General features: G+C 69.7%; 22 protein-coding genes. 8 read left to right on the top strand and 14 right to left on the bottom strand.

Annotated elements, in window-relative coordinates; all coding sequences use genetic code 11:
* The 3 genes from sufD to OHS18_RS45900 are packed head-to-tail and all read right to left on the bottom strand — an operon-like array spanning position 1 to position 3,457.
* Entirely contained in the window at positions 1 to 1,173 is a 1,173-nt protein-coding gene (sufD, locus tag OHS18_RS45910; protein ID WP_326954674.1) for a Fe-S cluster assembly protein SufD, read from the bottom strand.
* 2 nt (positions 1,174 to 1,175) lie between these two features.
* Positions 1,176 to 2,624, bottom strand: a complete 1,449-nt coding sequence (gene sufB, locus OHS18_RS45905; RefSeq protein WP_247049211.1) for a Fe-S cluster assembly protein SufB — start codon at positions 2,622 to 2,624, stop codon at positions 1,176 to 1,178.
* On the bottom strand, positions 2,621 to 3,457 hold the full coding sequence (locus tag OHS18_RS45900; protein ID WP_442875319.1) for a helix-turn-helix transcriptional regulator: 837 nt from the start codon (positions 3,455 to 3,457) through the stop codon (positions 2,621 to 2,623). The genes sufB and OHS18_RS45900 overlap by 4 nt, the downstream gene beginning before the upstream one ends.
* 143 nt (positions 3,458 to 3,600) lie before the next feature.
* Between OHS18_RS45900 and mptB the strand changes: the two genes are divergently transcribed.
* The 5 genes from mptB to OHS18_RS45875 all read left to right on the top strand — a co-directional run bounded on the left by mptB (position 3,601) and on the right by OHS18_RS45875 (position 9,113).
* Positions 3,601 to 5,232, top strand: coding sequence for a polyprenol phosphomannose-dependent alpha 1,6 mannosyltransferase MptB (gene mptB, locus OHS18_RS45895; protein WP_328458349.1), 1,632 nt, complete (start codon positions 3,601 to 3,603; stop codon positions 5,230 to 5,232).
* 6 nt (positions 5,233 to 5,238) lie between these two features.
* Positions 5,239 to 6,165 (top strand): ABC transporter ATP-binding protein, encoded by a 927-nt coding sequence (locus OHS18_RS45890; RefSeq protein ID WP_328458351.1) that lies wholly within the window; start codon positions 5,239 to 5,241, stop codon positions 6,163 to 6,165.
* A 53-nt stretch (positions 6,166 to 6,218) separates the two neighbouring features.
* Complete coding sequence (locus OHS18_RS45885) at positions 6,219 to 6,944, top strand: ABC transporter permease (protein WP_328618693.1); 726 nt, start codon at positions 6,219 to 6,221, stop codon at positions 6,942 to 6,944.
* A gap of 230 nt (positions 6,945 to 7,174) precedes the next feature.
* Positions 7,175 to 8,146: a COX15/CtaA family protein gene (locus OHS18_RS45880; protein ID WP_328458353.1), complete on the top strand. Its 972-nt coding sequence runs from the start codon at positions 7,175 to 7,177 to the stop codon at positions 8,144 to 8,146.
* 49 nt (positions 8,147 to 8,195) lie between these two features.
* Positions 8,196 to 9,113: an acyl-CoA desaturase gene (locus OHS18_RS45875; protein ID WP_328615021.1), complete on the top strand. Its 918-nt coding sequence runs from the start codon at positions 8,196 to 8,198 to the stop codon at positions 9,111 to 9,113.
* A gap of 185 nt (positions 9,114 to 9,298) precedes the next feature.
* Here OHS18_RS45875 and OHS18_RS45870 read toward each other — a convergent pair whose 3' ends face one another.
* Complete coding sequence (locus OHS18_RS45870) at positions 9,299 to 10,528, bottom strand: hypothetical protein (RefSeq protein WP_328615020.1); 1,230 nt, start codon at positions 10,526 to 10,528, stop codon at positions 9,299 to 9,301.
* Positions 10,529 to 10,726: 198 nt separating this feature from the next.
* On the opposite strand from OHS18_RS45870, the gene OHS18_RS45865 reads away from it, so the two are divergent.
* Entirely contained in the window at positions 10,727 to 10,921 is a 195-nt protein-coding gene (locus OHS18_RS45865; RefSeq protein ID WP_328615019.1) for a hypothetical protein, read from the top strand.
* A gap of 15 nt (positions 10,922 to 10,936) precedes the next feature.
* Here the strand turns inward: OHS18_RS45865 and OHS18_RS45860 are convergent, their stop codons facing one another.
* On the bottom strand, positions 10,937 to 11,800 hold the full coding sequence (locus OHS18_RS45860; protein WP_328615018.1) for an ATP-grasp domain-containing protein: 864 nt from the start codon (positions 11,798 to 11,800) through the stop codon (positions 10,937 to 10,939).
* Complete coding sequence (locus OHS18_RS45855) at positions 11,797 to 12,102, bottom strand: hypothetical protein (protein ID WP_442875318.1); 306 nt, start codon at positions 12,100 to 12,102, stop codon at positions 11,797 to 11,799. The genes OHS18_RS45860 and OHS18_RS45855 overlap by 4 nt, the downstream gene beginning before the upstream one ends.
* 95 nt (positions 12,103 to 12,197) lie before the next feature.
* Between OHS18_RS45855 and OHS18_RS45850 the strand changes: the two genes are divergently transcribed.
* The gene (locus OHS18_RS45850) at positions 12,198 to 13,169 is read left to right on the top strand and encodes a quinone oxidoreductase family protein (RefSeq protein ID WP_328615016.1); all 972 of its coding nucleotides are present in this window, start codon (positions 12,198 to 12,200) and stop codon (positions 13,167 to 13,169) included.
* 93 nt (positions 13,170 to 13,262) lie between these two features.
* Here the strand turns inward: OHS18_RS45850 and OHS18_RS45845 are convergent, their stop codons facing one another.
* From OHS18_RS45845 to OHS18_RS45810, 8 genes are all read right to left on the bottom strand, one after another.
* Complete coding sequence (locus OHS18_RS45845) at positions 13,263 to 13,823, bottom strand: FKBP-type peptidyl-prolyl cis-trans isomerase (protein ID WP_328615015.1); 561 nt, start codon at positions 13,821 to 13,823, stop codon at positions 13,263 to 13,265.
* 10 nt (positions 13,824 to 13,833) lie between these two features.
* Complete coding sequence (locus OHS18_RS45840) at positions 13,834 to 16,086, bottom strand: HelD family protein (RefSeq protein WP_328615014.1); 2,253 nt, start codon at positions 16,084 to 16,086, stop codon at positions 13,834 to 13,836.
* 56 nt (positions 16,087 to 16,142) lie between these two features.
* Complete coding sequence (locus OHS18_RS45835; RefSeq protein WP_328615013.1) at positions 16,143 to 16,979, bottom strand: hypothetical protein; 837 nt, start codon at positions 16,977 to 16,979, stop codon at positions 16,143 to 16,145.
* The gene (locus tag OHS18_RS45830) at positions 16,976 to 17,464 is read right to left on the bottom strand and encodes a hypothetical protein (RefSeq protein ID WP_328615012.1); all 489 of its coding nucleotides are present in this window, start codon (positions 17,462 to 17,464) and stop codon (positions 16,976 to 16,978) included. The genes OHS18_RS45835 and OHS18_RS45830 overlap by 4 nt, the downstream gene beginning before the upstream one ends.
* 11 nt (positions 17,465 to 17,475) lie before the next feature.
* Positions 17,476 to 18,393 (bottom strand): hypothetical protein, encoded by a 918-nt coding sequence (locus OHS18_RS45825; RefSeq protein ID WP_328615011.1) that lies wholly within the window; start codon positions 18,391 to 18,393, stop codon positions 17,476 to 17,478.
* A gap of 3 nt (positions 18,394 to 18,396) precedes the next feature.
* Positions 18,397 to 18,768, bottom strand: a complete 372-nt coding sequence (locus tag OHS18_RS45820; protein ID WP_328615010.1) for a hypothetical protein — start codon at positions 18,766 to 18,768, stop codon at positions 18,397 to 18,399.
* Positions 18,769 to 18,856: 88 nt separating this feature from the next.
* On the bottom strand, positions 18,857 to 19,450 hold the full coding sequence (locus OHS18_RS45815; protein ID WP_328615009.1) for a hypothetical protein: 594 nt from the start codon (positions 19,448 to 19,450) through the stop codon (positions 18,857 to 18,859).
* Positions 19,451 to 19,455: 5 nt separating this feature from the next.
* Entirely contained in the window at positions 19,456 to 20,436 is a 981-nt protein-coding gene (locus OHS18_RS45810; RefSeq protein ID WP_328458381.1) for a heme o synthase, read from the bottom strand.
* Between the two features lie 293 nt (positions 20,437 to 20,729).
* Here OHS18_RS45810 and tkt point away from each other — a divergent pair, with 293 nt between their 5' ends.
* Complete coding sequence (gene tkt, locus OHS18_RS45805; protein ID WP_328615008.1) at positions 20,730 to 22,829, top strand: transketolase; 2,100 nt, start codon at positions 20,730 to 20,732, stop codon at positions 22,827 to 22,829.
* Positions 22,830 to 22,835: the final 6 nt, after the last annotated feature.

Here is a 22,835-nt window from a genome sequence, read left to right as displayed (position 1 = left end):
TCAGGCGCCAACGGCTTCGAGCTCGGCCTCGATCGCGGCTTCGAGGCGCTCGCGCACCTCGGGGACGTCGATCTTCACCAGGATCTCGTGGAAGAACCCGCGCACGACCAGCCGGCGGGCGGCTTCTTCGGCGATCCCGCGCGACTGCAGGTAGAACAACTGCTCGTCGTCGAACCTTCCCGTCGCGCTCGCGTGGCCGGCGCCTTCGATCTCGCCGGTCTCGATCTCCAGGTTCGGCACGGAGTCCGCGCGCGCACCCGGTGTGAGCACCAGGTTGCGGTTGAACTCGTAGGTGTCGGTGGCCTCGGCCGCGGCGCGGATCAGCACGTCGCCGATCCAGACCGTGTGCGCGCCCTCGCCCTGCAGCGCGCCCTTGTAGCCCACCCGCGACTTGCAGTTGGGCACCGCGTGGTCGACGAAGAGGCGGTGCTCCTGGTGCTGGCCGCCGTCGGCGAAGTAGACGCCGAGCATGTCGACGTCGCCGCCCTTGTCGGCGAAGGTCGCCGTCGGCGAGACGCGGACCAGGTCACCGCCGAGGGTGATCACGGTGTGCCGCAGCGCGGCGTCGCGGCCCAGCTTCAGGTGCTGCTCGGAGACGTGCACCGCGTCGTCGGCCCAGTCCTGGACGCTGACCACGGTGACCTTGGCGCCGTCGCCGATGACGAACTCGACGTTGTCGGCGTAGGTGCCGGAGCCGACGTGGTCGAGCACGACGACGGCCTCGGCGAACGCCTCGGCGCGGACCTGCAGGTGCCCGTAGGCGACCTTGCCCTCGCCCGGGCCGTGGATGCGCAGCACCGACGGCTTGGACGCCTTGGTCTCCTTGGGCACCGTCACGACGGTGGCCTTGGTGAACGAGGAGTAGGCCTGCGCGGCGATGCGGTCGCTCGGCACGCCGGCCTGGCCGAGGCGCGCGTCGTCGCGGCCGACGGTCTCGATGGTCAGCTCGGGGGCGGCGTCGAGGTCGAGGGTGATCTCGCCGGTGGCGGGCGCGCTGCCGTCGTGCAGGCCGCGCAGCCGCTTCATCGGCGTGAAGCGCCAGTTCTCCTCACGGCCGCCCGGGACCTCGAAGGCCTCGACGTCGTAGGAGGTGAAGCGCTCCGCGCGGGAGGCCGCCGGAATGACGGCCCCCTCGCGAAGAGCTTCGGAAACGTTGTTCTCGGTAACCGACATGACTAGCCGACGGACCCTTCCATCTGGAGCTCGATCAGGCGGTTCAGCTCGAGCGCGTACTCCATCGGCAGCTCACGCGCGATGGGCTCGACGAACCCGCGCACGATCATCGCCATCGCCTCGGCCTCGTCGAGGCCGCGCGACATCAGGTAGAACAGCTGCTCTTCGCTGACCTTGGACACCGTGGCCTCGTGGCCCATGGACACCTCGTCGTTGCGGATGTCCACGTACGGGTAGGTGTCCGAGCGCGAGATCGTGTCGACCAGCAGGGCGTCACAGACCACGCTGGAGCGCGAGTGGTGCGCCCGCTTCGCGACGCGGACCAGGCCGCGGTACGAGGTGCGGCCGCCGCCGCGCGCCACCGACTTCGACACGATCGTCGAGGAGGTGTACGGCGCGAGGTGCTCCATCTTGGCGCCCGCGTCCTGGTGCTGGCCTTCGCCCGCGAACGCGACCGAGAGGACCTCACCCTTGGCGTGCTCGCCCATGAGGAAGACCGACGGGTACTTCATGGTCACCTTGGAACCGATGTTGCCGTCGATCCATTCCATGGTCGCGCCCTCTTCGCACTTGGCGCGCTTGGTGACCAGGTTGTAGACGTTGTTCGACCAGTTCTGGATGGTCGTGTAGCGGCAGCGGGCGCCCTTCTTGACGATGATCTCCACGACCGCCGAGTGCAGCGAGTCGGACTGGTAGATCGGCGCCGTGCAGCCCTCGACGTAGTGCACGTAGGCGTCTTCGTCGACGATGATCAGGGTGCGCTCGAACTGGCCCATGTTCTCGGTGTTGATCCGGAAGTAGGCCTGCAGCGGGATGTCCACCTTGACGCCCTTGGGCACGTAGATGAACGAACCGCCGGACCACACCGCCGTGTTCAGCGCGGAGAACTTGTTGTCGCCGGCCGGGATGACCGAGCCGAAGTACTCCTCGAACAGCTCCGGGTGCGTCTTGAGCGCGGTGTCCGTGTCCAGGAACAGGACACCCTGCTTCTCGAGGTCCTCGCGGATCGAGTGGTAGACGACCTCGGACTCGTACTGGGCCGCGACACCGGCGACGAGGCGCTGCTTCTCCGCCTCGGGGATGCCCAGCCTGTCGTACGTGTTCTTGATGTCCTCGGGCAGCTCTTCCCAGCTCGTGGCCTGCTTCTCGCTGGAGCGCACGAAGTACTTGATGTTCTCGAAGTCGATCCCGGAGAGGTCCGCGCCCCAGTTGGGCATCGGCTTCTTCTCGAAGAGCTTGAGCGCCTTGAGTCGTGCTTCGCGCATCCACTCCGGTTCGGACTTCTTCCCGGAGATGTCGGTGACGACATCCTCGTTCAGCCCGCGACGGGCGCTGGCGCCCGCTACGTCGGAGTCGGCCCAGCCGAACGCGTACTTGCCCAGGGACTCGATGGTCTCTTCCTGGCTCAAGGGCGCGGTGGTGGGAGTGCGCTGCTCGGCAGCGGCAGTCATGCGGGTTTCCCTCCATTCGGGATCCGTGCTGTGCGCCCAGAGGGCACCGTGCTGACCGGCTCGGGATGGGCCGGCTGACCCGCCGAAGCGGGTACGTGGGTGGTGCACACGGAATCACCGCGTGCGATGGTCGCCAGCCGCTGGACGTGGGTGCCCAGCAGCTTCGCGAACGCTTCCGTCTCGGCCTCGCACAGCTGCGGGAACTCCGCGGCGACGTGGGCGACCGGACAATGGTGCTGGCAAAGCTGCGTGCCGACGTTCTGTCGGAGCCCAGGCCCTTCTTGCGAAGAACTCAGTGTGCCGACCTGACGGGTCGACGCAGCGTAGCCCTCCCTGGTCAGCGCGGTCGCCAAGGCCTCCGCGCGCGCCGCCGGATCACTCGATCCGGTGATCGCGGAGCGGTGGGGCTCGACCAGCGAAGCGACGCGACGCTCGGCGAAGGCGCGTACGGCGTCTTCGCCCGCGTGCTCGGCGAGGAAGCGGATGGCCGAGACGGCCAGGTCGTCGTAGGCGTGCCCGAAGCGGGCGCGGCCGGACTCGGTCAGCAGGAAGAGCTTCGCGGGACGACCCCGGCCCCGGGGGCCGCGGCGCGGCGCGTCCCGCGACTCGGCTTCGCCGTCCGCGAGAAGCGCGTCCAGGTGCCGGCGGACGGCCGCCGGGCTGATCCCGAGCTGCTCGGCGACGACCACGGCGGTCATGGGCCCCTGTTCCAGGAGCAGCCGGGCGACCTCACTGCGGGTCTTGCCCTCGGCGCTGACCTGCGACGGGACGGCGTTCGCCACGGTGCGGGGCGTGTCGCCACCCACCTGGTCCGCTGCCGCCGTCTTTTTCACAACACAAGTGTGTCTTATTTCCCGGCGGACGGCAAAGGCGGGGTCTTCGGCAGTGACCCGACTCACGCCGCACCGGCGGCGATACCCTGACTCCCGTGGCTGTGGGCGAACTGGGTGAACATCCTGCACGGGAGGACCGGCGAGTGGCGGACATCGTCACCGGGAGTGCACATCCGGTGACCCTGTCGCCCGTCGAGCCCCGGGTGCCGCTCCCCCTGGAGGGCGACGAGCGGCGCGCGCTGAACGTCGTCCGCCGGTTCGGCACGGTCGGGTCGCTCTTCCTCGCGCTGGGCTCCCTCGGCGCCGGCGCCGCGCCGGTGATCAACCCGGTGCAGGAGATCCCGGTGCTGCGGCTGTTCACGCGCATCCCCACCGTGTCCCTGGCCATCGCCATCTCCGGCATGGGCATCCTGGTGCTCAGCTGGCTGATGCTCGGCAAGTTCGCCCGCCCCGACCGCGCGCGGCTCGCGTCGCAGGGCCAGCTCGCCCGCACCATCGCGCTGTGGGTGCTGCCGCTGCTGGTGATCCCGCCGCTGTTCTCCCGCGACGTCTACAGCTACCTCGCGCAGAGCGAGATCGTGCACCGCGGGATGGACCCCTACACCCTCGGCCCGGCGCAGGCCCTCGGCGTCGCCGACCCGTTCACCGCGGGTGTGTCGAACATGTGGCGCGAGACGCCGGCGCCGTACGGGCCGCTGGTGCTGCGCCTCGGCGGCTGGCTCGCGCCGATCTCCGGCCAGAGCATCGCGATGGGCGTGCTCCTGCAGCGCGTGCTCGCCCTGGCCGGCGTGGTCCTCATCGTGTGGGCGCTGCCGCGGCTGGCCCGCCGCTTCGGCGTCCAGCCCGCGACCGCGCTGTGGCTCGGCGCGTTGAACCCGCTGCTGATCTTCCACTTCGTCGCCGGCGCCCACAACGACGCGCTCGCCATCGGCCTGATGCTCGCCGGGCTGGAGGTGGGCATCCGGCGGCTGCCGATCCGGGTCAAGGGCGACACTCCCCCGCCGCTGGCGCGCGGCGAACTGCTCTACATCGGGCTCGGGGTCGCGATCATCACGCTCGGCGTGGCGGTGAAGGTGCCCGCGGTGTTCGCCCTGCCGTTCTTCGCCGTGATGGTCGCGCGCCGCTGGCACGGCCGGCTGAAAGACCTGTTCCTGGCCGGCGCGCCGATGGCGGCGTGGTTCGGCGTCGTGCTGGCCGTCGTCTGCTTCGGCTCCGGGCTCGGTTTCGGCTGGGTCGGCGCGACGTTCAACACACCGGGCCTCGTCCGCGCCTGGATCTCCCCCACCGCCGAGCTCGCGAACCTCTCCGGCGTCCTCGGCATCGCGCTCGGGCTGGGCAACCACACCAACGCGCTGGTGCCGATCCTCGGCGCGCTCGGCTACCTCGTCGCCGTCGCCATCACCGTCAAGTTCCTCTGGGACAGCTTCAAGTGGCGCTACCGGCCGATCATCGGCCTCGGCGTCTCGCTGGGCGCGGTGATGATCCTGCAGATCAACCTGCAGCCCTGGTACGTGCTGTGGGCGGTGATCCCGCTCGCCGCGGCCGCCGGGACGTCCCGGTTCCGGGTGGCCGCGACGGTGCTGTCCGCCGCCCTGCCGTTCCTGCTCCCGCCCACCGGCAGCACCTTCGACGGCCGCCCGTACGTGCTGCCCTTCGCCTACGTCGCGGCGATCGTCGTGTGCGGCGCGGGGATGCTCGTCGTGCGGCGTCTCGCGCCCGTCCTGCTCTCCAGGCCGTCCCCGCGGCTGCCCGCGCAGGCCGACGCCGTATCGTGACGCGATGTGAGTGCCCCCGCCGTCGAGATCACCGGGCTGGTGAAAAGCTACGGCTCCACCTGCGCGGTCGACGGTCTCGACCTGCACATGGAGCGCGGCGGCCTGCTCGCCCTGCTCGGCCCGAACGGGGCCGGCAAGACCACCACCGTCGAAATCTGCGAAGGCTTCCTGCGGCCTGACGCCGGCTCGGTGCGCGTGCTCGGCCTCGACCCGCACCGCGAGTCCGCCGCCCTGCGCCCCCGGCTCGGGATCATGCCCCAGGGTGGCGGCGCCTACCCGGGCGTGCGCGCCGACGAGATGCTCAAGCTCGTGGCCTCGTGCGCCGCGTCGCCGCTGGATCCCGCCTGGCTACTGGACATCCTCGGCCTGGCTCCGGTGCGCCGGACGCCGTTCAAGCGCCTTTCGGGCGGGCAGCAGCAGCGGCTGTCGCTGGCCTGCGCCCTGGTCGGGCGGCCCGAGCTGTTGTTCCTCGACGAGCCGACCGCGGGCATGGACCCGCAGGCCCGGCGCCTGGTCTGGGACCTGCTGGGCGCGTTGCGCGCCGACGGCGTCTCGGTGCTGCTGACGACCCACCTGATGGAAGAGGCCGAAGCGCTGGCCGACACCGTGGTGATCGTGGACCACGGCAAGGTCGTCGTCTCCGGCGCGCCGCACACCCTGACGATCGACGAGAGCGGCACCGCGGGCCTGCGGTTCAAGGCCCGCACCCGGCTCGACACCAAGCTGCTGGCCGCCGCGCTGCCGGAGGGCTACGACGTGCGCGAGTCGGCGCCGGGGACCTACGTCGTGGTCGGCTCGGTCGACCCGCAGGTCGTGTCGACGGTCACCGCGTGGTGCGCCCAGCAGGGCGTGCTGCCGGAGGAGCTGCAGGTCGGCCGGCGGACGCTCGAAGAGGTCTTCCTGGAGCTGACCGGACGGGAGCTGCGGGCGTGAACTTCGAGGCCGGCACCTTCACCCCCGCCCCCGGGCGCGGGTCGCTCGGGCGGATGCTGCGGACGCACGCGCGCGTCGAGGCGAGCCTGACCCTGCGCCACGGCGAGCAGGTGCTGCTGACCCTGCTCATCCCGCTGGCCCTGCTGATCGGCTTGTCGCTGCTGGACATCCTGCCCGCGTCCCAGCTCGGCTCGACGTCCAAAGTGGACTGGATCACGCCCCGGATCCTGGCGCTGGCGGTGATGTCGTCGGCGTTCACCGGCCAGGCGATCGCGCTGGGCTTCGACCGGCGTTACGGCGTCCTGAAGCGGCTTTCGGCGACGGCGTTGCCGCGCTGGCTGCTGGTCGCGGGACGGCTCATCGCCGCGCTGGTGGTGGTTCTTCTCCAGTCCGTGGTGATCGGCGTGGTGGCGGCGTTCCTCGGCTGGTCGCCTTCGGTTTCCGGGCTTGCTTCGGCGGTCCTGCTGCTGGTGCTGGGGACGCTGGCGTTCGGCGCCCTGGGCGTGCTGCTGGGTGGGGCGCTGCGCGCGGAAGCCGTGCTCGCGCTGGCCAACATCGTCTGGTTCGTGCTGCTGCTGGCGGGCGGCATCCTGCTGGCGCCCTCGGCCCTGCCGCCGGGGCTCGCGGTCGTCGTCGAGCTGCTGCCGTCGGGAGCTTTGGCCGAGGGCATGCGCGCGGCTCTGGTGGACGGGTCGTTCGCGCTCGGGCCGATGGTGGTCCTGGTGGTCTGGGCGGTGGCCGCGGGCGCGCTGGCTTCGCGGACCACGAAGCTCACCTGACGCCCACTTGTCCACACGACTTGGGCGATGTGGACAACTTCGGGCAGCCGGGCTCCACGAGCCGGAAATGTCGGTGACCGGCGATAGACTGAGCCTGGGCTCGTCCCCCCAGGAAGGGTGGGGGCCGCGTCCCGGGCCGGACGTGACCTTGGTCCCTTGCGGTCGCCGCCCGGTTCTGGGCGCCGGGACCTGCCGAAAGCCGGATTTCCGGGCGCTCTACCATCGATGCCGTGCCGTTCACCAGCCTTGTCGCCCGCCTGCCGTACCCCTCCGCCGCGATCCAGCGGGCCGTCGGGATCGCCGCGGTCCTGGCGCAGGCACTGATCGGCGTCACCGGCTCGATCGTGCGCGTCACCGGGTCCGGCCTCGGCTGCCCGACCTGGCCGCAGTGCGTCGCCGGCAGCCTCGTGCCGAAGCACGACTCCGGCATCGACGCGCTCAACCAGTGGATCGAGTTCGGCAACCGGATGCTGACCGGCGTCGTCATCGCCGTCGCCGCGATCGCCGTCCTCACCGCGTGGCGCGTCCAGATCGACCACCCGTCGCGCAAGCGCCTGGTGAAGCTCGCCTGGACGATGCCCGGCGGCGTCGTGCTGCAGGCCGTCGTCGGCGGGATGACCGTGCTGGCGAAGCTCGAGTGGTGGACCGTCGCGATCCACTTCCTCGCCACCACTCCCCTGGTCTGGCTGGCCGTGCTGCTGCTGCGCGCGTTCCGCGAGGGTGACGAGCCCGCGCGGTCGCTCGTCCCCGCGTCGGGCCGCAAGCTCCTGGTCGTGCTCGCCGTCGTGATGTGGCTCGTGCTCGCGGCCGGCACCACGGTCACCGGCGCCGGCCCGCACAGCGGCGACATCAACACCCACCGCCTGGCCGTCTCGGTCGAGACGCTCGCCCAGGTCCACGGCGGACTGCTCATCGCCTACCTGCTGCTGCTGGCGGTGTTCGGGCTGCAGCTGATGCGCACCGGCGCGCCGAAGAGCCTGTGGCAGCGTTACACGTGGGTCTGGGTGATCGCGCTCGCGCAGGGCGGGCTCGGGTCGCTGCAGTACGCGCTGGGCGTGCCGGAGGCGATGGTGTCGTTCCACGTGCTCGGCGCGATGACGGTGATCGTCGCGACGGCGTCCCTGTGGACGGGCAGCCGTGACCGCGGTCCGGTCGTCTCGCTGACGGCCGCGCCGAAGGAACCGGAACTCGCCACCGCCTGAGCAACAGTCGGCCACGCCGCTGTAACTCGGGCAGGCTACGGTTCGCGCCATGACGACGCGCTCCGCGCCCAAGCCACTCATCTCCCACAGCCGCGGCACCGGCGAGATGATCGTGCTCAAGACTTTCCTGCTGGTGCCGTTCGCGGCGCTGCTCGTGGCCGTCCCGCTGGTGTGGGGCTGGGGCATGACCTGGATCGACCTGATCCTCGCCGCGGTGTTCTACGTCTTCGCGACGCTGGGCGTGACCGTCGGCTTCCACCGCTACTTCACGCACGGCGCGTTCAAGGCGAACCGGCCGCTGCGGATCATGCTGGCCGTCGCGGGCAGCATGGCGGTGCAGGGCTCGGTGATCTTCTGGGTCGCGAGCCACCGGCGTCACCACGCCTTCGCCGACCGCGAAGGCGACCCGCACTCGCCGTGGCTGTTCGGCACGTCGCCGTCGGCGCTGCTGCGCGGGTTCTGGCATGCGCACATGGGCTGGATGTTCGGCCGCGAGGTGACCAACGCCGACCGCTTCGCCCCGGACCTGGTGGCGGACGCGGACCTGCGCGTGGTCAACCGCTTCTTCTGGCTGTGGATCACGCTCAGCCTGGCCCTCCCCGCGGCCCTCGGCGGCCTGCTGACGTGGTCGTGGTGGGGCGCGGTGACGGCGTTCTTCTGGGCCGGCCTGGTCCGCATCGCCTTCCTGCACCACGTCTCGTGGTCGGTGAACTCGATCTGCCACCTGATCGGCGAGCGCCCGTTCGCCAGCCGCGACAAGGCCGCGAACTTCTGGCCGCTGGCGCTCCTGTCGATGGGCGAGTCGTGGCACAACTCCCACCACGCGGATCCGACGTGCGCGCGGCACGGGGTGCTGCGGGGTCAGGTGGACGTGTCGGCTCGGGTCATCTGGGGATTCGAGAAGCTCGGCTGGGCGACCGACGTGCGGTGGCCGCGGGTGGACCGGCTGGCCGCGAAGCGCGCCTAGGCACGACGTGGCCCGCGACGTTGTACGCGCCGCGGGCCCGATCGAAAGTCGGCAAGCCATGTATAACCTTTCCGTCCACGTCACCGTGACGGAAAGGAAGTTCTCCTCGATGGCTCTTGACGGCGGCGAAGGCGGCGGAAACTAAAGGACTTGCCGATGCGAGCCACAGCTGGGCTCGTATCGGTTCACACGGGCGGCCATCTAAAGGCAATCCCGTAGTTCTCGCGTGGTTGACAGCGTTCCTCGAAGGTGTGCTGCGCGAAGCCATCGCCAATCTCGAGCAGGTGCAAATCACCGGCCGGCGGCCGCCTTAGCCTTTCGAGATCAGTTTCCGCATACCACCAGCAGGCCTCCGGCAGGCAATGCTGGTCGAAGTTCACCTGCATGGTCAGCCCGGCGACCGGTCGACCGCCCTCATCTAGGGTTCCCGCCGCGATGCCGTGGTGATCCACATCCACGTTGATCCAGCTTCGCCGTTCTTCGAGATGATCGTCCCAAGTCTCGGAAACGAAGTGGTACCGGTCTCCTCGGCGCAGCACCTTCCGGAACCGCAGCCGCGCCGCGGTCGGGTCGCCAGGCTGCACGGCACGCCGAGCCACGAGACTGCAAGCCCAGATCGCCTTCACCGGCAGCTTGGAGAATTCGGACGTCCGGCCGACCGACGCCAAGGCGTCGAACACGTCGACTCCGTCCTCGCAGGCGATGACGTCACGTTCCGTCGTTCGGCGCAACACCATCTCGCGGTGCATGACCACTGTGACGACCATGCGCTCGAGGAACACCGGTTGTGCCTCAGAAGACGGGGCTCTGAATCCCGATCTGAAATCACTCTGCCCACAGACGGTGCGACCACGAGACGGCTGTTTCGTCGCTGCCAGGCCGATTTCGACGTAGTTCTGCCACTCCTGGCCATCGCACCGCAACAGGTCCAGTTTCTGCAGCACGCAGTCCGCCAGTTTGCCGACCGCTCGCCGCCATGCCTTATGCATAGGCGTGGTCGTAGTGGGCGGCGGATCACCGAACACTCCCGGAAGCCCGATCAGCTGACGGAATCGATCATCGAGCGTGGCCTTCCACACAGTCTCACCAACTGGAATTGGCGACAGCCGGAATGCGGCTATCAACGTATTACGGCGACGCGAGCCTTCGGCCGACCCCAGCTTCCCGATCTCGTCAACGATCAGTCCCCACATCGCGAAGGCGCGCGATTCCGGCGTGGCTGCAGACAAGGACGTGGTCGGTTCCACCAAACAGCCGAGCAAGCATGCCGACTCACTCGTCGGGTCTTTGATCGCATACCGGAGAAACCGCAGCGGCGTGCCGTCCTTGCGGATCGCGAGCCAGCGCAAAGCAGCTTCGATCTTCGCTCGTGCCGCAGCCCCGTCTGCGGTTGCGTCGTCCATCCGGATGATCACGGAGTCTCCTCCCCTTCGTCTTGGCGTCCGACAATGATCGACAATCCTCGACAAGGGCAGACGATGACGGGAACGGCGAGAACACTCGGCCGACAACGAAAGACATCTGCCGGATACAACTGACCATGCCCGGTACCGCACCCCAAGGGTCATCATTACCCAAGGCGTACTAGTACACCACATGGAGAGGCTGGAACAATGGCCAAGAACATCGCGGGCATCCCGGGCGCACGCTCGCCCCGCAGGAGCAGTTCCCAGGGGCTACGGGAATTGATCAAAGTCGGCCTCGCCGGAATCGGCGGACTCTATGTGATCACCGGGTCGATCGCGGTGACCACGATCGGGGCGGTCGTCGCGGTTGCCTTGGCCGTGGCGCACCGAGGCGTCCGGTGACCGCCCCTTCGCTGACTACGCCAGCTGCTGCCGCACCGCCGAAGCGAAGCGCATCGCCGCACCCGGGTCCGTCTGGCGGAAGCCCAGCGAAGGCTCCGTCAGTTCCAGTTCCAGCAGCAACGGCTTGCCGTCCGCGCCGCGGACCAGGTCCACCCGGGCGTACAGCAGCTCCGCTCGCAGGATGCCCAGCAGCGCCGACGCCGCGTCCAGGACGTCTTCCGCCAGGGCGACCGCGTCGGCCGGAGGCTCGGCTTTCTTCAGTTGCTCCGTCAGGTACAGCCCGGATTCGTCCATTGTGGACCCGAGCATCGCGCTCTTGGCGAAGGCGTGCGAGTAGATGCCGCCGAAGTACGACAGGGCCAGCTCGCCCTCGGTGTCCACACTGGACTGGTACGGCTGGATCAGCGCCGTGTGCCCGTCAGCGTGCAAGGAAGCCACGTGAGACGAAGCGTCGGCGCCCGCGTCGAAGCGGGCCGCGCCGCGGGAACCCGCGCCGACCGACGGCTTGACCACGTACGCCGACTTGGGGAACTTGGCCGACGAACCCGGCTCCACCAGGGTGGTCGGGACCACCGCCACACCCGCGTCCAGCAGCTCCGCCAGGTACGACTTGTCGGTGTTCCAGCGCACCACGGCCGCCGGGTTGTACAGCGTGGGCACCGACTCGCACCAGTCGAGGAACTCGCTGCGGCGCTCCGGGTAGTCCCAGGTGGCGCGCAGGATCACGGCGTCGGCCGCGGCGAAGTCGACGCGGGAGTCGTCCCAGGCCGCCCAGGAGACGTCGAAGCCCAGCTCCGTCAGCGCCGCCGGGACGGCGTGCTCGTCGCCGTCGCCTTCGGGCAGTTCCGCGCAGCCGACGAGGATCGCGGTGCGGCTCACCGGCCGGCCATCTTGCGGCGGTGCGCGGCGCCGATCTTGGTGGCCTTCACCGTCTCCGCGTCCCAGGAAGCGGCTTCGAGGTCCTCGACGGCCTCGACCAGGGCCTCGCCCGTCGCGACGGCCGGCACGATGACGTCGCCGAGCGCGCCGTCGGCTCCGACCAGCACGACCCGGGCACCGGCGCGGCCGATGTTCTCCACGACCGCGCGGGACGGCTTGCCGTGCGCCTTCACGAACTTGCGCGCCGCGGTCAGCTGGGCCGACGTGGGCGCGACCGTTTCTTCCGAATCCGAATCAGCCACGTCCCGAACCATAACCAACCGGGGACCGGAACGCGGAACAGCGTGGCGTCGGCCATAGTTGTGCCCGGTAGAAGCCCGACTCCCGAGGAGGACGCATGCCCACCGCAGTGCAGGTGACGAAGACCGGCGGCCCGGAAGTGCTCGAACCGGCCGAAGTGGACGTCGCGGCCCCGCAGGCCGGCGAACTGCTGGTGGACGTCGCGGCGGCCGGGGTGAACTACATCGACACCTACCAGCGCCAGGGCGTTTACAAGATGGAGCTGCCGTTCGTGCCGGGTCTGGAGGGCGCGGGCACGGTCGCCGAGGTCGGCCCGGACGTCGCCGGGTTCGCGGTCGGCGACCGGGTGGCCTGGCAGGGCTCGCTCGGCAGCTACGCGGCGCGCAAGGTCCTCCCGGCGTCGATCGCGGTGAAGGTGCCCGAAGGCGTTTCGCTCGAGACGGCCGCGGCGACCATGCTGCAGGGCGTCACGGCGCACTACCTGGTCGCGTCGACGTTCGAGGTGAAGCCGGGCCACGACGTGCTGGTGCACGCGGCCGCCGGCGGGGTCGGCCTGCTGCTGGTGCAGCTGGCGAAGGCGCGCGGCGCCCGGGTCTTCGGCACCGTGTCGACCGACGAGAAGGCGGAGCTGGCGCGCGGCGCGGGCGCCGACGAGGTGATCCGCTACGACCGCGAGGACTTCGCGACGCGGGTCCGCGAGCTGACCGACGGCGAAGGCGTCGACGTCGTGTACGACGGTGTCGGCAAGGACACCTTCGACGCGAGCCTGGCGAGCCTGAAGATCCGCGGCCTGCTGGCGCTGTTCGGCGCGGCGAGCGGCCCGGTGCCGGCGTTCGACCCCCAGCGCCTCAACGCGGGCGGCTCGCTCTACCTGACCCGCCCGACCTCGGTCCACTACGCCCGCACGCGCGAGGAGCTGGACTGGCGCGCGAAGGAGCTGTTCGACGCGGTCCTGGCGGGCGACCTGGACATCCGCATCGGCGGCACGTACCCGCTGGCCGACGCACGCCGCGCCCACGAAGACCTTCAGGGCCGCCGGACGACAGGCAAACTGCTGCTCATCCCGTGACCCCAAGCGGCCCGATGTGGCGTTGAGTGCGTCAGACGCACCCAACTCCACACCGGGGCGCTGTGGACTCAGCCCGGACGGCCGGAACCGAGCCTAGGAGGCCGGGACCGAGACCGCGTCCGTGACGAAGACCAGGGTCTCGTTCGGCTGAATGCCCCGGCCGCCCTGGCCGTAGCCGAGGTCCGGCGGGATGATCAGCAGGCGGCGGGCGCCCTGCTTGATGCCGACCAGGCCCTGGTCCCAGCCCGGGATGACGTCGCCGGCGCCCAGGTTCAGGTCGAACGGCTCGCCGCGGTCGAACGAGCTGTCCAGCTTCTGCTTGTTCGACCACGTGACCAGCGTGTAGTTCATCTTCAGCGCCTGCCCGGCCTTCGCGCCGTTGCCGGTGCCCTCGGACAGGTCCTTCGTGATCAGCTTCTTCGGCGGGTCGCAGTCGTCCGGGATGGTGATCGTCGGCGCTTCGCCGAACTTGCCCGTCGTCTTGATGTCGTCCGCGGTGCACTCGCGGCCCTTGCTCTGGGGCGCCTGCGCGGCCGACGACGACGGGACGGTCGGCCCCGCCGGGGCGGCCGTCTGGGTCTTGGTGTCCTGGCCGCACGCGGCCAGCGACAGCGCCGCCGCGGCGACGACCACGATCTTCCCGATTTTCTGCATGCCGGGGAGACTAGCCAAGCACGGAGAGTGCCGGTACTTCGTCACCGGTCCGGACCACACCGAGTCGCCGGGTCGCCCGCGTCAGGGCCACGTACAGGTCGTTGAGCCCGCGCGGCGAGCCCGCGACGACCTCGTCCGGCGCGATCAGCACCACCGCGTCGAACTCCAGGCCCTTGGACCGCTCGACCGTCAGCACGCTCAGCCGCTCGTCGAAGGCGCCGAGCACGGCCGAGACCTCGTCGAACCGGCTCGCGGGCACCAGCACCGCGACGGTGCCACCGTCCACTGCGGACAGTTCCGCGGCCACCAGGCCGGGTAGTTCCGCCGCGAGGTCGGCCGGGTGCGCCGACCACGGCGGGACGCCGCTCTCCCGCACCGACGACGGCGCGGCCAGGGCCGGATCGACCTCGGCCAGCACCCGCGCCGCGACCGCCATGATCTCGACGGGCGTGCGGTAGTTGACGGTCAGCTGCTCGAGCCGCCACCGGTCCTCGACGTACGGCGAAAGCACCTCGCCCCACGACCGCGCACCACCCGCGGCACCGGTCTGCGCGACGTCTCCGACGAGCGTCATCGAGCGGTTCGGCGAGCGCCGCATGAGCAGTCGCCAGTCCATCGCGGACAGTTCCTGGGCCTCGTCGACGATCACGTGCCCGAACGTCCAGGTCCGGTCCTGCGCCGCGCGCTGGGCGGCGGTCAGCTCGCTGCGCTCCACCTGGCGCTCGGCGAACAGCTCGGCGTCCAGGACGTCCGAGACGCGCAGCAGCTCCTCGTCGATGATCTCCTCGTCCTGTTCGAGGATGTCGAGCACGCCCTCGGCGTACGCGCGGTCCTCGCGCTCACGGCGTTTCCGCTCGACGCGGGCCTCGGTGTCGTCGACGCCGATCAGCTCGGCCAGCTCGTCGAGCAGCGGGACGTCGGCGGGCGTCCACTTCGCGTCGCGGCTGCTCTCCAGCAGCGCGCGGTCGGTGTCGGACAGGTGCTTCCGGGCGGCGCTGTCGAGGCGTTCGCGGTCGGCGAACAGGTCGTCGAGCACCCCTTCCGGCGTCAGGACCGGCCACAGCTCGTTCAGCGCGGCGACGATGTGCTCGTCCGCGGCCAGCTCGGCGCGGATGTCCTGCAGGTCCTGACCGTCCAGGAGGTCCTCCCCCAGCTTCCGCGAAGCCTGGCGGGTCAGGGCGTCGAGGACGTCGGAGACGAACAGCCGCCGTGCCGGGTTGTGCGGGCGCCGCGAGCGCCGGGCGCGGGTGCGGGCCTCGGTGCAGGTCTTGCGGTCGAGCTTGAGGACGTCGTGCTCGTACTCGATCTCCAGCACCGGGTCGGGGACGCGCTGGCGGTCGCGCACGGCGTTCGCGAGGACGTCGGCCATGACCAGCCGACCCTTGATCTCGGCGGTCTCGCGCCGCTCGGCTCCGTCGGCGTCCAGGCCCGGGTAGAGCTGCCCGACGGTGGCGAGCAGCACACCCGTCTCGCCCAGCGACGGCAGCACCTGGCCGATGTAGCGCAGGAACGTGCTGTTCGGCCCGACGACGAGCACGCCGCGGGTCGTGAGCTGCTGGCGGTGGGTGTAGAGCAGGTACGCGGCGCGGTGCAGCGCCACGGCGGTCTTGCCGGTGCCCGGCCCGCCCTGCACGACCATGACCCCGCCGAGCGGCGCGCGGATGATCCGGTCCTGCTCGGCCTGGATGGTCGCGACGATGTCGCTCATCTCACCCGTGCGACGCTGCTCCAGCGCGGCCAGCAACGCGGCCTCGCCGGCGAGCCCGAGATCCTGCCCCTGATCGGCGGCGGCGAGGTCGAGGATCTCGTCGTCGAAGCCGGTGACCTTGCGGGTCAGGGACCGCAGGTGCCGCCGCCGGCGTACCCCATCGGGTGACGCGGCGGTGGCGAGGTAGAAGGGCCGCGCGACGGGCGCGCGCCAGTCGACGAGCAGCGGCTGGTAGTCGTCGTCCTCGTCGAACAGCCCGAGGCGGCCGATGTAGGTGGTCTCCTCGGTGCTGCCGGGCACGAAGTCGAGCCGCCCGAAGGCGAGGCCCTGCTCGACGGACCCGAGCTGGGCGAGCCGGTCGGTGTAGAGGGTGGTCGCGACGTCGCGTTCGGTGCGGGCCTGCGGGGTGCCGCCGGTCAGCCGCAGCGTCTCGTCGAGGCGCCGCTGGGCGTCGACGCGTTCGGCGTCGAGCTTGGTGTAGAGGGTGGTGACGTACGCCTGCTCACGAGCGAGCTCGGCGGCGTGTGTGTCGTCCGGCGAGACGGACAAGAGCATCCTGCTTTCGCCTCAAGGAAAAGGGCCAGCCAAGTTTAACGGCGACCACGGCGGGATCATTCCGGCCTGAGGTCGCAGTAGGGGTAGACCTCCGTACGGGAGTCATCGGCGGTGGCGGGGGCCCCGACGTACGGGATGACCCAGGTCTCCCGCTCACCTGTCGAACACGACGGGCTGACCGGGGGCTGTCGCTCGACCACGATGGCGTTGCCATGGGTGTCCTGGAAGGTGAGCGTGTTTCCGGCCGGGCCGTGGTCGCCGCCGACGATCCGGCCGGCGCGATCGCGGAAGACCACGGTGGTGTCGCGACTGTCCAGGTTCCGGCAGTTCGTGGACACCTCCCGGTAGTGGACATCGACGTTCACCGGGTTGTCCGGATAGAAGTGCGAGGTGCGGAGGTAAGACGCGCCGACGGGCGTGAGACTGCCTACAGCGGCGCGGGGCACCCAGGCGTTCGAGCCCACGGCGGTCTCGGCGCCGGCCACGGGGATTTCCCGCCGGTAGGCACCCGTTCCGGCGCCGATCCGCTGACCGGGCAGGAGCAGGGGAATCTCGACGCTCAGCTCGCCGGTCGTCAGTTCGGGAAGCTCGTGGTGCGCGGCGTCGAACAGCCGGAACTGCACCGGAATCCGGCGAGCGACCTCGGCAGAGGTGTTCTCCAGGACGGCCCCGAGGCTGACCAGACCGGACGGGCTCTGGCTGAACCCCTGCTCGACGACCTTGATCCCGCCCGGCGCGGACGCCGGTGTGCTCGCGGGGGCCCGGTCGGGGATGTCACAGCTGTCGTCCGAGGCGGGTCCGCCGGTCCAGGGCAGCTTGCCACCTGCCGAGACGACGATGGCGGCGAGGACGACAACAACGCCGAGCACGGCCAGGAGACCTTTCCTGCTCATCCGTAGAACCGCTTCCTCAGGGCGCTGACCTTCGCCAGGTAGTCCTGGATCAGGATGGTGACAGCCTCCTTGGCACGCGCCGCGAACTGTTCTTCGGCCAGCTCACGAACCGTGCCGGGCACGATCTCCACCGATATCTCCTGCATGCCCACGCAGGTCAGGGAGATCCTGCCATCACTGGACCTCCCGCTGGCCTCGATCTTCGATCGTTCGTCGAGGAATGCGTGGTCCCGTTCGTCGCTCGGCGTGATATCGAGAGCGGACTCGTCGATCGCCGCCCGGTACTGCCGCAGCCAGCCCGCGTAAACCAGGCGTGCCAGCGCCGCGAGTGAGCGCTCCAGCCCACGTTCGTCGGCGAACTCGTAGACGCTTTCGCCGAATGTGATCGTGATGTCCGTCCGATTGCGCAGTTCGGCCTCGATGTCGGTGCCGGGCGCCCGGACGCGTACCCGGATGCCGTCGAGCCGGTCGGCGAGTCTTCCCATGATCACGCTCCTCAGTTCGAATCGCCGAGGCCGACGCTGCCGGTGATCTCGCCATCCGGAATGGAGGCGACAGCCGGACGTGCCGAGACGAAATACGAACCGTGCTCGCCGAGCAGCCTCGTGACAGCGGAGATCTTCTCGGCGATCACCGCCTCTGCCTTTTGGACCACCAGAGTCAACTGATCGATCGTCGCCTTCATCGAGTTGATGATCTGCAGTGCGGTCTCGCCGCCACCCTTGGGCGGGTCCGACAGACTGTCCGGCGGCAGAGTCGCTCCGACCTGCGCGGCCGCACCGACCACCGACAGCAGGAGAGGGGCCGCAGCGCCGTCCGTCGCGACCGTGAGGATGGCGGCGGCGGTGGCGCCGATCGAAGACAGCACGGTGAAGGTCACGTTCCACGTGTTCTTGTCACAGCACTTGTTGTCGAACACGTCCATCGTGGCGTGCGCGATCTTGTCGATGTCGTCCCGGGTCTTAGCCCACATCGCCTGGTGAGCCTCCAGCGCGGCTTTGAGGATCGCGGTGAGGATGAACTGGTTGGCCGAGATCGCCGGGAACGGGTCGAGGAACTTCTGCTTGAAGAGCATCGCGGCCTGCCCCGACCAGTCCTGGAGGTAGTCGCTTGCCGTGTGCATCTTTTCCAGGGTCGGATTGGCCAGGTAGGGATTCTTGTCGATCGGGTCCTGGTCGATGTGGCCGCCGGACAAGTCGTGCATCGCGGCGGACAAGCCGTCGATCGTCGGCTGGTAACCGGCCGGATCGGGAATGCGCGAGAACGGCTTGAACAGGGGTTCGATCGCCTGCTGGTAGTAGCCGTCGACACCCTGCCGGGCGTATTCCGGCTCGGTCTCGTGCTCGTCGAGAGCCCGTTTGATCGCCAAGAACTTGATCTCGCTCGCGTGGGCCATCAGTTCCTCGAAACTCACGCGTCACCGCCCCGGTGTGGGCTCGCCACGTTCCGCGATCAGCTTGTGCAGCTGGTCCGCGGCGGCCCGGTCGTTCGACGAGTACATCTCGACGGCTTTGGCCAGCGCTGCCGCGGTGTCGTTCAGACTGGACTGGGTGTCCGTCATGAACTTCGCCGCGGCGCCGTGCAACTCGACCCAGGCCGCGTGCACCGGCCCCAGAGCGTCACCGCCGAAATGGTCCGGCCGCGTCATCACGCTGTCCAGACCGGACCTCGCTTGGCCGTATTTCGCGATGACATCACCGTAGACGGCGGATACCGATGGCAGATCGTCCTTGGCGGCGACAAGCATCCGATAGAGGTCGACCGCGAGGTCGACACCGTGATCAGGCATTCACCCTCCCCGAGTTAAGCGCCCAACCGGGGAAGTTTCTCACAGTATGCGGCGAGACACTGAGAGTTTCGGAAAGGACGGTCCGGGGTCAGCCGCTGACGAGGTCGCAGTAGGGATAGACCTCGGTGCCTGCCCCCAAGGTGAACGGCAGCTCCCGGTCCCCCGGCGCACACGACACCCGATCGGCGGACAACCGTTCCGCGCCCACGATCCGACCGGCGGCGTCCCGGTGGAGCACCGCGGCGCCCCGGCTGGTCAGCGCCCGGCAGTTCGCCGAGTGGTAGCGGACGCCGCCTGGGACGACCGTGGCGGTCACCGGGGTGAAGCCGCCCAACGACTCCGGCGACAGCCAGGTCACCTGGCCGACAGAGCCGACCTCAGCCACGCCGATGCGGGCTCCCGGCGTGAGCAGCGGCACCACCACGGTCCCGACCGGAATCCGGTACGCGACCTGGGTGCTCGTGTTCTCCAGCACAGCGCCGGACGACGACGTCTCGGCGACGCGGATCCCGCCACCACCCGGGGCGGCGTCGGGCGCCGCGGAAACCGCCGTGACGTGCGCAGGGATCAGGCAGCCGGTGCCCAGCATTGTGTTCTGGTCCAGCGACACCTTGCGGCCGCCGATGTAGAGCAACGCCGCGAACAGGACGATCACGACCAGCGCGACGCCTGCGCGCCTCAACAGGATCAGAAGGGGAGGCCGAGCGTCGGCAGGCCGATGGCCGAGTCGACCGCCAGCGCCACGAACACGATCATCAGGTACGTGTTCGAGCGGTGGAACAGTGCCATCGGCTTGGTCTCCTCGCCGCGGCGGACCGCGGCCTGGAGGCTGTGCGCGTAGAAGAGGAACCAGCCGCCCGCGAGGATCGCGAACGTGCCGTAGAGCCACGACGTCACCGGGAGCAGCAGCAGCGTCCAGGCCACCATCACCCACGAGTAGATGACGATCTGCTTGGCGACGTGCTGGGCGGTGGCCACGACCGGGAGCATCGGGACGCCCGCGCGCTCGTAGTCGTCGCGGTACTTCATGCCCAGCGCCCAGGTGTGCGGCGGGGTCCAGAAGAAGATGACGCCGAACATCACGAACGCCGGCCACTGCACGGTACCGGTGACGGCCGCCCAGCCGATGACGACCGGCATGCAGCCGGCCGCGCCGCCCCAGACGACGTTCTGCGACGTGCGCCGCTTCAGGCCGAGCGTGTAGACGAAGATGTAGAACAGGATCGTCGCGATCGCGAGGATCGCCGACAGCAGGTTCACCGTGAAGTAGAGCACCACGGCCGAGGCGACGCCCATCACCAAGCCGAAGATCAGCGCGCCGCGCCGCGGCACCGAGTCCTTCACCAGGGGACGCCGCTTCGTGCGGTTCATCACCTTGTCGATGTCCGCGTCGATCACGCAGTTGAGCGCGTTCGCGCTGCCCGCGGCCATCGTCCCGCCGACCAGCGTGGCGAGGACCAGCCACGGCGAGGGGATCTGACGGCCGGCCAGGAACATCGCCGGGATGGTGGTCACCAGGAGGAGCTCGATCACCCGCGGCTTCGCCAGCGCGGCGTAGGCGCCGACGACCTGGCGGATGCTTCGCCGGCCACCGTGCGGTCGTTCACCGGTCGGGTGCACGGCGCTGGTGTCCTCACTGCGTCCGTGCGCAGCGTTCACCAACGACATTTCACTCCCTGTGTCAGGTCGGGGCGGGCCCGATGCCGGAGGCGTGTGGTGCCGCTGAAAACCGCCGGTCTGAACCCTCGAACGATGTTAGACGTGGTGAATCCCGTGGGTGATCGCGGGTCCTCGACGGGCTCAAGCACTAGGCTGGCCGGGTCGGGCCGCGATTGCCCCTGCGCAGGGTCGCGAGCAGGAATATCGTCCCTTCGGGATCGATTGAGATAGATGACCCCGCGCACGGGTAACCGGAACGAGGAAGACCAGCCGCAACCATCATGACCGGGAGTTGGAGTTCAGTGTCCGATACCGCCCCTACCAGCGAGAACAACCCACTCCTGCGGCGTAACGTGCCCGCCGACTGGACCGACACCGACACCCGCGCCGTGGACACCGTCCGGGTACTCGCCGCGGACGCGGTCGAGAACTGTGGCAGTGGCCACCCCGGTACCGCGATGAGCCTGGCGCCGCTGGCCTACACGCTCTTCCAGCGCACGCTGCGTCACGACCCGAACGACCAGAACTGGCCGGGCCGCGACCGCTTCGTGCTGTCGGCCGGGCACAGCAGCCTGACCCTCTACATCCAGCTGTACCTCGCCGGCTACGGCCTCGAGCTCGAGGACCTCAAGCAGCTGCGCAAGTGGGGCTCGAAGACCCCGGGTCACCCGGAGTACCGCCACACCGACGGCGTCGAGACCACCACCGGCCCGCTCGGGCAGGGCCTGGCGAACGCCGTGGGCATGGCGATGGCCGCCCGCCGCGAGCGCGGCCTGCTGGACCCGGACGCCGCTCCCGGCGAGAGCATCTTCGACCACTTCATCTACTCCATCGCCTCCGACGGCGACATCGAAGAGGGCGTCACCGCCGAGGCGTCGTCCATCGCGGGCCGCCAGGAGCTGGGCAACCTGATCGTCTTCTGGGACGACAACAAGATCTCCATCGAGGACGACACGAACATCGCCCTTTCGGAGGACACGGTCGCGCGGTACGAGGCCTACGGCTGGCACACCCAGTTCGTCGAAGGCGGCGAGGACGTCGTCGCCCTCGAAGAGGCGATCAAGAACGCCAAGGCCGAGACCAGCCGCCCGTCGTTCATCGCGGTGCGGACCGTCATCGGCTACCCCGCGCCGAAGAAGATGGGCACCGGCAAGGCGCACGGCGCCGCGCTGGGCGCCGAAGAGGTCGCCGAGGTCAAGAAGATCCTGGGCTTCGACCCGGAGCAGTCGTTCCAGGTCGAGGACGACGTCATCAAGCACACTCGCCAGGCGCTCGAGCGCGGCAAGACCGCGCACGCCGAGTGGGCCGAGAAGTTCGCCGCGTGGGGCGAGGCCAACCCGGAGCGCAAGAAGATCGCGGACCGGATGTCCACCCGCACGCTGCCCGAGGGCTTCGCCGACAACCTGCCGAAGTGGGAGCCGGACGCCAAGGGCGTCGCCACCCGCAAGGCCTCCGGTGAGGTGCTCAACGCGCTCGCCGAGCCGCTGCCGGAGCTGTGGGGCGGGTCCGCGGACCTGGCCGAGAGCAACAACACCACGATGAAGGGCGCCGACTCGTTCGGCCCGGAGAAGGCTTCCACGGACATGTGGAAGACCAGCCCGTACGGCCGGACGCTGCACTTCGGCATCCGCGAGCACGCCATGGGCTCGATCCTCAACGGGATCGCGCTGCACGGCGGCACCCGCCCGTACGGCGCGACGTTCCTCATCTTCTCCGACTACATGCGCCCGCCGGTCCGGCTGGCCGCGCTGATGAAGGCGCCGGTCACCTACGTGTGGACGCACGACTCGATCGGCCTCGGCGAGGACGGGCCGACGCACCAGCCGATCGAGCAGCTCTCCGCGCTGCGCGCGATCCCGGGCCTCAACGTCGTCCGCCCGGCGGACGCCAACGAGACCGCCTACGCGTGGAAGGCCGTGCTGGAGGACATCCACCACCCGTCCGGCCTGGCGCTCACCCGCCAGAACGTGCCGGTGCTCGAGGGCACCAGCGCGGAAGGCGTCGCCAAGGGCGGGTACGTCCTGGCGGACTCCGACGGCACCCCGGACGTTGTGCTGATCGGCACCGGTTCCGAGGTCCAGCTCGCCGTCGAGGCGAAGAAGGTCCTCGAGGCCGACGGCGTCAAGGCGCGCGTCGTCTCGATGCCGTGCGTCGAGTGGTTCGACGCGCAGGACGCGGCCTACCGCGAGTCCGTCATCCCGGCCGGCGTGAAGGCCCGCGTGTCCGTCGAGGCGGGCATCGCCCAGTCGTGGCACCGCTTCACCGGTGACGCCGGGGTGAACGTTTCGATCGAGCACTTCGGCGCCTCCGCCGATGCCGGCACCCTGTTCCGTGAGTTCGGGTTCACCACGGAAGCAGTCGTCGACGCCGCCCGCCGCTCGATCGCCAACACCAAGAACTGAAGGGGA

It is taken from the genome of Amycolatopsis sp. NBC_00355 (assembly GCF_036104975.1).
Classification (GTDB): domain Bacteria; phylum Actinomycetota; class Actinomycetes; order Mycobacteriales; family Pseudonocardiaceae; genus Amycolatopsis.
The sequence above is the reverse complement of the archived record's forward strand: the minus strand, read 5'-3'. Positions and strand labels throughout refer to the sequence as shown.

Excerpts from the sequence above, each read along its gene's own strand:
- OHS18_RS45830 (WP_328615012.1), bottom strand. The coding sequence starts at position 17,464 with ATGGGAAGACTCGCCGACCGGCTCGACGGCATCCGGGTACGCGTCCGG.
- OHS18_RS45835 (WP_328615013.1), bottom strand. The coding sequence starts at position 16,979 with ATGAGCAGGAAAGGTCTCCTGGCCGTGCTCGGCGTTGTTGTCGTCCTC.
- OHS18_RS45845 (WP_328615015.1), bottom strand. The coding sequence starts at position 13,823 with ATGCAGAAAATCGGGAAGATCGTGGTCGTCGCCGCGGCGGCGCTGTCG.
- OHS18_RS45840 (WP_328615014.1), bottom strand. The coding sequence starts at position 16,086 with ATGCTCTTGTCCGTCTCGCCGGACGACACACACGCCGCCGAGCTCGCT.
- sufD (WP_326954674.1), bottom strand. The coding sequence starts at position 1,173 with ATGTCGGTTACCGAGAACAACGTTTCCGAAGCTCTTCGCGAGGGGGCC.
- OHS18_RS45810 (WP_328458381.1), bottom strand. The coding sequence starts at position 20,436 with ATGTCGTTGGTGAACGCTGCGCACGGACGCAGTGAGGACACCAGCGCC.
- OHS18_RS45850 (WP_328615016.1), top strand. The coding sequence starts at position 12,198 with ATGCCCACCGCAGTGCAGGTGACGAAGACCGGCGGCCCGGAAGTGCTC.
- OHS18_RS45865 (WP_328615019.1), top strand. The coding sequence starts at position 10,727 with ATGGCCAAGAACATCGCGGGCATCCCGGGCGCACGCTCGCCCCGCAGG.
- OHS18_RS45875 (WP_328615021.1), top strand. The coding sequence starts at position 8,196 with ATGACGACGCGCTCCGCGCCCAAGCCACTCATCTCCCACAGCCGCGGC.
- OHS18_RS45885 (WP_328618693.1), top strand. The coding sequence starts at position 6,219 with ATGCTGCGGACGCACGCGCGCGTCGAGGCGAGCCTGACCCTGCGCCAC.
- sufB (WP_247049211.1), bottom strand. The coding sequence starts at position 2,624 with ATGACTGCCGCTGCCGAGCAGCGCACTCCCACCACCGCGCCCTTGAGC.
- OHS18_RS45820 (WP_328615010.1), bottom strand. The coding sequence starts at position 18,768 with ATGCCTGATCACGGTGTCGACCTCGCGGTCGACCTCTATCGGATGCTT.